Origin of the sequence: Peptoniphilus sp. (assembly GCF_034090345.1) — a bacterium.
Classification (GTDB): domain Bacteria; phylum Bacillota; class Clostridia; order Tissierellales; family Peptoniphilaceae; genus Peptoniphilus.
Genome location: NZ_JAXDSS010000003.1, coordinates 1 through 7823, shown reverse-complemented (window position 1 = coordinate 7823; position 7823 = coordinate 1). Strand labels below are relative to the sequence as shown.

Annotated in this window: 8 protein-coding genes; 3 read left to right on the top strand and 5 right to left on the bottom strand. The window is 31.6% G+C overall.

Features of this window, described 5'->3' with window-relative positions; all coding sequences use genetic code 11:
• The 3 genes from uvrB to SOR77_RS00075 form a co-directional block, all read right to left on the bottom strand.
• Window positions 1–1548: excinuclease ABC subunit UvrB (gene uvrB, locus SOR77_RS00085; RefSeq protein ID WP_320635183.1), on the bottom strand; the 1548-nt coding region annotated here is incomplete at its 3' end.
• 197 nt (window positions 1549–1745) lie between these two features.
• A complete protein-coding gene (locus tag SOR77_RS00080) occupies window positions 1746–2822 on the bottom strand; it encodes an NAD(P)-dependent oxidoreductase (protein WP_320635182.1) in 1077 nt (358 codons plus the stop codon).
• A 14-nt stretch (window positions 2823–2836) separates the two neighbouring features.
• Window positions 2837–4189 (bottom strand): sodium/glutamate symporter, encoded by a 1353-nt coding sequence (locus SOR77_RS00075; RefSeq protein WP_320635181.1) that lies wholly within the window; start codon window positions 4187–4189, stop codon window positions 2837–2839.
• A gap of 165 nt (window positions 4190–4354) precedes the next feature.
• Between SOR77_RS00075 and SOR77_RS00070 the strand changes: the two genes are divergently transcribed.
• On the top strand, window positions 4355–4768 hold the full coding sequence (locus SOR77_RS00070) for a helix-turn-helix transcriptional regulator (protein ID WP_320635180.1): 414 nt from the start codon (window positions 4355–4357) through the stop codon (window positions 4766–4768).
• A 77-nt stretch (window positions 4769–4845) separates the two neighbouring features.
• Here the strand turns inward: SOR77_RS00070 and SOR77_RS00065 are convergent, their stop codons facing one another.
• A complete protein-coding gene (locus tag SOR77_RS00065) occupies window positions 4846–5316 on the bottom strand; it encodes a YbaK/EbsC family protein (RefSeq protein ID WP_320635179.1) in 471 nt (156 codons plus the stop codon).
• Window positions 5317–5439: 123 nt separating this feature from the next.
• The gene (locus SOR77_RS00060; protein WP_320635178.1) at window positions 5440–5919 is read right to left on the bottom strand and encodes a pyridoxamine 5'-phosphate oxidase family protein; all 480 of its coding nucleotides are present in this window, start codon (window positions 5917–5919) and stop codon (window positions 5440–5442) included.
• Window positions 5920–6102: 183 nt separating this feature from the next.
• Between SOR77_RS00060 and SOR77_RS00055 the strand changes: the two genes are divergently transcribed.
• Both SOR77_RS00055 and pgeF read left to right on the top strand, forming a co-directional pair.
• Window positions 6103–6936, top strand: a complete 834-nt coding sequence (locus tag SOR77_RS00055; protein WP_320635177.1) for an aldo/keto reductase — start codon at window positions 6103–6105, stop codon at window positions 6934–6936.
• A complete protein-coding gene (pgeF, locus tag SOR77_RS00050; RefSeq protein WP_320635176.1) occupies window positions 6933–7652 on the top strand; it encodes a peptidoglycan editing factor PgeF in 720 nt (239 codons plus the stop codon). The genes SOR77_RS00055 and pgeF overlap by 4 nt, the downstream gene beginning before the upstream one ends.
• The last annotated feature ends 171 nt before the right edge of the window (window positions 7653–7823 follow it).

Genomic DNA, 7823 nt, shown 5'->3' with positions numbered 1-7823 from the left:
AATTACCAAAGAAACTTCTGGTATATCCAAGCCTTCACGCAACAAGTTTATACCCACAAGTACATCATATACACCAAGTCTTAAATCCCTTATGATTTCCATTCTCTCGATTGTATCTATATCAGAGTGCATATAGGTTACTTTCATGCCTATTTCTTTTAAATGTCGACTCAAATCCTCAGCCATCTTTTTAGTAAGAGTAGTCACGAGAACTCTTTCTCCTGCATCTATTCTGTCATTTACCTCTCCAATCAAATCATCAATTTGATTCTTAGTCGGTCTGACTTCGATTTCAGGATCCAAGAGTCCGGTCGGTCTTATAATCTGTTCAACTTTATTCTGTTCATGTTCCTCTTCATAAGGTCCGGGAGTTGCAGAAACATATATTGTTTGATTCATCAGCTTTTCAAACTCACTAAAATGTAGCGGTCTATTGTCAAGTGCCGACGGTAATCTGAATCCATAATCTACAAGAGTTTGTTTCCTTGCTCTGTCTCCATTAAACATACCTCTTATCTGCGGCAAAGTTGCATGGGACTCATCTATTATAGTCAAGAAATCCTTAGGAAAATAGTCAATCAAAGTGTACGGTCTAGAACCCGCCGGTCTTTGAGAAAGGTGTCTTGAATAGTTTTCTATTCCCGAGCAAAAACCCATCTCAGACAACATTTCTAAATCATATCTCGTCCTCTGTTCTATTCTCTGCGCTTCCAAAAGCTTTTCTTGGTCCTTTAAAACTTGAAGCCTTTCCTCAAGTTCTTCTTCAATAGTTACAATTGCTCTCTTTACTTTTTCTTCAGACGTTGCAAAGTGAGAAGCCGGATATATTGCAATATGTTTTCTATATCCTATAACTTCTCCCGTAAGAGCATTCATTTCAGTTATCCTATCAATCTCATCCCCGAAAAACTCAACCCTTATACTATTTTCAGAAGAAAAAGCAGGAAATATTTCTAAAACATCTCCTCTAACTCTAAATGTACCTCTTACAAAATTGACATCATTTCTAACATATTGAATATCCACCAATTTTTTCATTATTTCATTTCTGTCCTTAAGCATACCGGGTCTTAAAGACACTACCAGATTTTCATAATCTATAGGGTCCCCCAAACCATATATGCAAGAAACAGAAGCAACTATAATGACATCTCTTCTCTCAAACAAACTCATAGTTGCAGAGTGCCTTAATTTATCAATTTCATCATTTATAGAAGAATCTTTTTCAATAAAAGTATCACTTTGAGGCACATAAGCCTCAGGTTGATAATAATCATAGTAACTTACAAAATATTCTACAGCATTTTCAGGAAAAAATTCCTTAAACTCACTTGCAAGCTGGTAAGCCAAAGTCTTATTATGAGCTATTACAAGAGTTGGTTTTTGTACCCTCTCAATTATATTAGCCATAGTAAAAGTCTTTCCCGAACCAGTTACTCCAAGTAAAGTCTGATGCTTTAAATTATTATTTAAACCTTCTACTAACCCATCAATAGCCTGTGGTTGGTCTCCCATAGGTTTAAAATCTGAATGAATTTTAAATTCCATTACATCACCTATCCTAAGTATACCCGAACAATTGTTTTTTGTAAACGCAATCGAACAATCGTTTTTTATTTTATAAGATTATATACAAATCAAAAAACCCGTGGAAATTAATCCACGGGAAATACTAAATCTTAAATATTTTTATTATAAATACATACATAAGAAGAAGCGATGGTTTATATTTAAGATTTAATAACTTATTTATAATACGGTAATTGTTCCTTAAATTTTTTATCTTTATTGTTTAACCAATATACTACATGGTTCATTGCTTCAACAGCTTTTGTTTTTGCCGCCAAATCAGAATTGAATCCTTGATGTGGTTGTACATAAAAATTCTCAGCTTTGGCAATTCCATTTTTGATTATTTCTCCCGCTGCAATAATATCCTCATTACTACATTTAGAAAAATCATTATTTTGCAAATAGCTTGTCAATTCTGATTCATTGCTGAATACATCTACTCCTATCCCCACTATTTTTTTCTCTTTATATAATTTTAAAAGAGTGGATTCGGGAGCTATTTCTCCTCTTGTAACATTTACAAAATACAATGGTTTTTTAGCTTTTAGTAAATACTCCTCACTAAAATAATTTTCATTATAAAATCTACTTCCTCTATCTTTAGTAAGATTCATCACATTTACAATTATATCGCTATTTAATATTGCTTCTTCCGGAGTTACAAAATTAAAACCTTTATATTCTTCAAGTAATTTCAATTCTTCACTTCTGATGTCTACAGCCTGTACAGATAGTCCATTATAACTCAAATTTTCATAAATCTTTTTGCCAATTTTCCCTACCCCATATACAGTTGCTACTCGATTTAAATTTAATTCCATAAAAGAAGAACTATTTTTTCTCTCAAATATACTCGTATTTAAAGTATATTCATTTAAATTTCCGCAAACACAGTACACAAACTTAATTGCAGTCTGAGCTACAGCATCCACACAATACTCTCTTAAGCTGGTTAAATTTATTTCATTTTGTAAATGTTCAAAGTGGTCATATCCGGCACTTCTAGTTATAACACTCTTCTTATTTCCTTCTGATACGTATCTTTTTGGAAGTTTAGAATGAGTTTTTGTAGTTATTATATCCGGCATTTCTACTTCTTTATCTTTAAAATATTCTTGTATAGTAAAAGGAGTGATTAAAGAATTAAAATTTTTAGGTAACTTTCCATTTTCTATAAGTTTATTTGTTATATTTTCTAAATGTTCAGCTTCTTTTCCTAGAGCTTCAAAGTGCATAATATCATAATTCATTTTTTATTTCCTCACTACTTCTTTTGATTCCCTTGCATTTTGCCAGGAGTCCACCATTTAAAAATAAGTGCTGAAACTGTCAAAACTATAAATGCCGCCCACATTGCTAATGTGGTGTATTGAGGCCATTTCCCACCTAAAACAATAAATAGTGGTGGTAATACCTGCAGTGCAATAGCTATAGGTCTATTTAACAAGTCCGTTATTCCCGTATCTTCAAGCCCTCTTGATTTTTGATCCGGGTCTACAACTCTATTTAACAATACTCCTGTAGCTATAACACCGTTAGACCTTCCGTAATTCATAATACCTCTCTCAAACCAAGCTCTACTTGAAGTATATTTACTAACATATAAAAACCATACTATGTTTAAAACCAATCCAAATATAAAGCTTATTAATAGCGGTCCGAAATTAGCTGCTATTACATCTAATTTCAAAGATGCTACAGCTGACAATACCAATAAATCAGTAGCCGAACTGCTTATCCTTTGCATAGTCCCTCTGTCAACATATTCCACAGACCCTGTTTTTTTCAAAACAAATTGAGCAAGATATCCAAAAATTAAAGCAGACACAAAAACCGGTATTGATAACCAACTAACATATCCTTTTATAAGCCCAGAAAACCATTTCCCCAAAAGGGTGACAAATAATGCTATAGCCAAGTGGAATACTAATGGATCTAAAGACATATTAGACACTGTTATTTTCCCTGCTCTCTTTTGTTTATCTTTAGGTATTAAACCCGTTCTTATTTCTTCCGGTAGTTCTTTAGGTGAATTTACATAAATTGTATAGCCCTTACGAGTTCCCCAATTTATCAATGCCATTCCTATAACTATACCGCCTACTAATCCTACTGTAGCCGAAGCATTTCCAAGGTCAAAAAATTCCGGCCAACCATAGTCTTTGTAAACTGCACCAACTGCTGCCGCAGTACCATGTCCACCATAGAATCCCGTTGCCATCAATAGTCCAAAGCCATCATTTAAATTAGGCCAAATTTTATTTAATACTCCCAATGCCAATGTCATACCTGCTGCATATTGTAGTATCAATATACCTGTATTTTGATAAAAAAAGCCTCCTACACCTTTAATATCTTCTTTACTCATAGGTTCATCACCTATAGGAGTACATGCAAATACAACCGCTATAAGTATTCCTGCATAACCACTTAACTGATCAGAAAAAGGTAAAATATTTAGTACTCCGGGTCCTAAAATTAAGCCTATAAATCCTCCTATTAACGATGCCGGCATCAATAGATTTTGAAACAATTTTACTTTTGCTCTTAAAAATTGTCCTACTAATAGTAATAATCCCATCAAACCTGCATCAATAAGTACATCCCATAATGACATAAAGTTATCTCCTTATTTATTACTACAGTACTGTGTAATTTCATTATATGCTCCATTTAGGAACATGTCAATTATATTTCGTCATTTTGGTTCATTATTATTTTTATTTGTACTTTTATGATATTTTAAGTATATTAATAAATATTGTTAAGGAATGATTAGTGTATGTTATCTTTTGGCGCTAGATTAAAAAACTTAAGAATTAGTTCTGATATGACTCAGTTAGATTTATCAAAAAAATTGAATGTATCTAGAGCTACAGTTGGAAGATATGAGACAGAAGAGCGCTTCCCCGATAAAGAAACTTTAATTAAATTAGCTGACATATTCAATGTAAGTCTAGATTTCCTGCTAGGTAGAGAATATAAAAATATAAATATTTCTTCCATAACTTTAAATGATTCTTTAGATCCTTACTCCGTTTCAACTTCTATTCATGAAATTTTATTAGAGAATTTAAAGAAACTTAATATTGAAACTAATATAATTAATGATTCATCTTTTTTAAACAATGTTATTACATATGGATTACAGGCCGGATTAAAAATATACTTATTAGAAAAAAATCAAAATATGTGAGCATTATAAAAGCTACTGATTTATAAAAACAGTAGCTCTCTTGTGAATTTTTACCCTCTATTAAAAAAACAAAATTACTATTTCCAATTTTTACAAACATCAACCCATTTAATATAGTTAGAATATTTTTCCAATTGATCTATATTTACCTTCACTGTATTATGAGCATCTCCCCCACCGGTGTAAACTATGTCAAATCGTTTCAATGATTCATCCAAATAAACTTTTACACCTTCTTTTAAACCAAAAGGGCATATCCCTCCCGGTAAATGTCCCGTAAACTTTTCAACATCTTCAAAAGGAAGCATCTTTGGCTTGAAAGTAAATTCTGCCTTATATTTTGAATTGTCTATTTTTGCATCTCCACTTGCAATTACAAGTACAATATATTCCCCATTTATAAAAGACATACTCTTTGCTATTTGCTTTGGCTCACAACCTATTAAACTTGCCGCATCCTCTACAGTGTGTGATATAACTTCACTATATAATACTAAATCTTCTAATCCATCTCTCTTAAAAACTTCTCTTACACTTTCTACAGACATATTTCCCCCAACTACAAACTTACTTTAAATTTTAATCTTTAATATCTTAGTTATTACACCAAAACCATAAATACTTTCTATTTCTTTTTAATATTTGATTCTATTTCCAATCCCTGAACTATCTTATGACTCATTTACCAACTTACCTGTCATGTGTTCAATAGTTAGCTCAAGCATCTGAACTCTACTTCCGGCCTTAACAATCTCTTCTTCAACCGCCTCAGCTGTAGGATAGTATTTAAGAGCAAGTTTTCTAACTCTCTCTATAGTTTCTTCTTGATCTTCTATGAATTTAATTTTTCCAAATATAATTATACTCTTTATGTTTAATGCCCAGTCGCCCTCTTTACGAAATCCTTCATCATATACACAAAATGAAACTTTATTGTTATTTCTAAGAGCATCTAACTTATATCCGACTTTTGCACAGTGAAAATAAATCTTTCCATTTTCTTCTTCATATACAAAGTCTAAAGGAAGTGCATAAGGATAATCCTCATCTCCTATAACTGCCAAAACACCTCTTGGCTCTCTCTTTAAAATCTCAATACATTTTTCATTAGATAACTGTTGCGCACTTCTTCTCATTTTTCTAAATTCCATCTACTATCCTCCTACCACATTTTAAATTATCTATTCATATTATACTAAATTATGATAAATGTGTAAATAAACCTATTTCTAATTTTACAATCTGTTCTATAATAACTAATCTTTTTATGTTGTTATTTGTAATGCAATATCTATGATAAAATATTTATAACAAAACTTTGTTAGGAGGTTTTTATGAAATATTTTGATTTATACAATGGAAATAATTTACCAGCTGTTGGGCTTGGTGTATATACTTTGGAAAATAAGCCTGAACTTAGAAAAGTTATGATTGTTGCTCATGAAGCCAATTATGAATTAATAGACACTGCTTATTTTTATAAAAATGAAGAATTTATTGGTGAGATAATACAATCTGAAAAATTAAATAAATTTAAAATCGCTTCTAAAGTTTGGCCTTCAGATTTCGGAGCAGATGCCACTAAGAGAAGTATCGAAAGGTCTTTAAAATCACTTAGAACAGACTGCTTGGAAATTATGTATTTACACTGGCCAGGCGAAGACAGTGAACAATCTTGGAAAGTCTTAGAAGATTACTATGAACAAGGTGTTTTTAAAAACATAGGAGTTTGCAATTTCTACAAACATCACTTAGACAAACTCTCTGTGACCGCAAATATAAAACCTCATGTTGACCAAATCGAAACCCATCCCTTGCTCACTCTAAATAATTTTATAGACTATCTAAAGAAAGAAAACATACAACCCATAGCTTGGAGTCCTCTTGCAAGAGCCAATGGAGAGTTATTTAATGACCAAGCTGTTTTAAAATTAGCTAAAAAATATAATGTGAGTGTTGGACAAATAGTTTTAAAATATAATATTGCAAGAGATGTAGTAGTGCTTCCAAGAACTACAAAAGAAAAAAGAGTTTTTGAAAACATAGATTTATTTAATTTTGAACTATCTAAAGAAGATTTAGAAATTTTAAACTCACTTAATATAGACAAACACGTTTCACACAGCCCGGAAGAAGCTGAATGGTTAAAGGAGATTCGTAAAAAATGATTTTTTCAAAATTATTATTAAATGCCGGACTTAAACACTATATCTCCGGCTCTTCATACGATATACGTGACAACCCACAAATAAAAGAAAATTTGAATCTTTTTGCAAATATAATTGATATTAAACCGGATAAATTTTATACTGCACACCAACTTCACACAGACAATGTTATGTATGCAGATGGTCTTAGCGGAATAGATATGCCTTATGGAAAAATGTTTGAAAATACAGATGGACTGATTACAGATAAAAAAGATATTGCCCTTGTGATCAAATTTGCCGACTGCACTCCGGTTTTGATGTATGACCCAGTTAAAAAAGTCCAAGCCGTTGTACACTCCGGTTGGAGAGGCACAGTAAAGAAAATTTCAAAAAATGCTCTAGATTTAATGATTCAAGATTTTGGTTGTAATGTAAAAAATATACTCTGTTTTATCGGCCCCAGCATTGACCAAGGTAATTATGAAGTGGGAATAGATGTCTACGATGAATTTAAAGCTTTTAAAAATCGAGATTCATTCTTCAAACCTTTTGGAGAAAAATATAAGTTGAGTATGGTTGAAGCAAATTTAGATATACTTATTTCCTGCGAAATACCATTAGAAAATATTGAAATTTGCAGAGTTTCAACTTTTAATACTCCTGAGCTAAATTCGGCAAGACGAGATAGTCCAAACTATAAATTAAATTGTATGATTTCTATGATTGTTGAATAGTATAGCAACTTCATTTGTTTAATTATTTGGTAGTGTGAAAAGTTTTGTGTATCAGCCCCTCCTGATAGGATATGGCTAATATTTTTCTAAAAAATATCTTAAAATTTAATATATTCAAAAATTCAATTTTATGAATCTTTGTAAGCTAATTTTGGCACAACTAAATTAAAA

Excerpts from the sequence above, each read along its gene's own strand:
- SOR77_RS00055 (WP_320635177.1), top strand. The coding sequence starts at position 6,103 with ATGAAATATTTTGATTTATACAATGGAAATAATTTACCAGCTGTTGGG.
- SOR77_RS00075 (WP_320635181.1), bottom strand. The coding sequence starts at position 4,189 with ATGTCATTATGGGATGTACTTATTGATGCAGGTTTGATGGGATTATTA.
- SOR77_RS00060 (WP_320635178.1), bottom strand. The coding sequence starts at position 5,919 with ATGGAATTTAGAAAAATGAGAAGAAGTGCGCAACAGTTATCTAATGAA.
- SOR77_RS00070 (WP_320635180.1), top strand. The coding sequence starts at position 4,355 with ATGTTATCTTTTGGCGCTAGATTAAAAAACTTAAGAATTAGTTCTGAT.
- SOR77_RS00065 (WP_320635179.1), bottom strand. The coding sequence starts at position 5,316 with ATGTCTGTAGAAAGTGTAAGAGAAGTTTTTAAGAGAGATGGATTAGAA.
- SOR77_RS00080 (WP_320635182.1), bottom strand. The coding sequence starts at position 2,822 with ATGAATTATGATATTATGCACTTTGAAGCTCTAGGAAAAGAAGCTGAA.
- pgeF (WP_320635176.1), top strand. The coding sequence starts at position 6,933 with ATGATTTTTTCAAAATTATTATTAAATGCCGGACTTAAACACTATATC.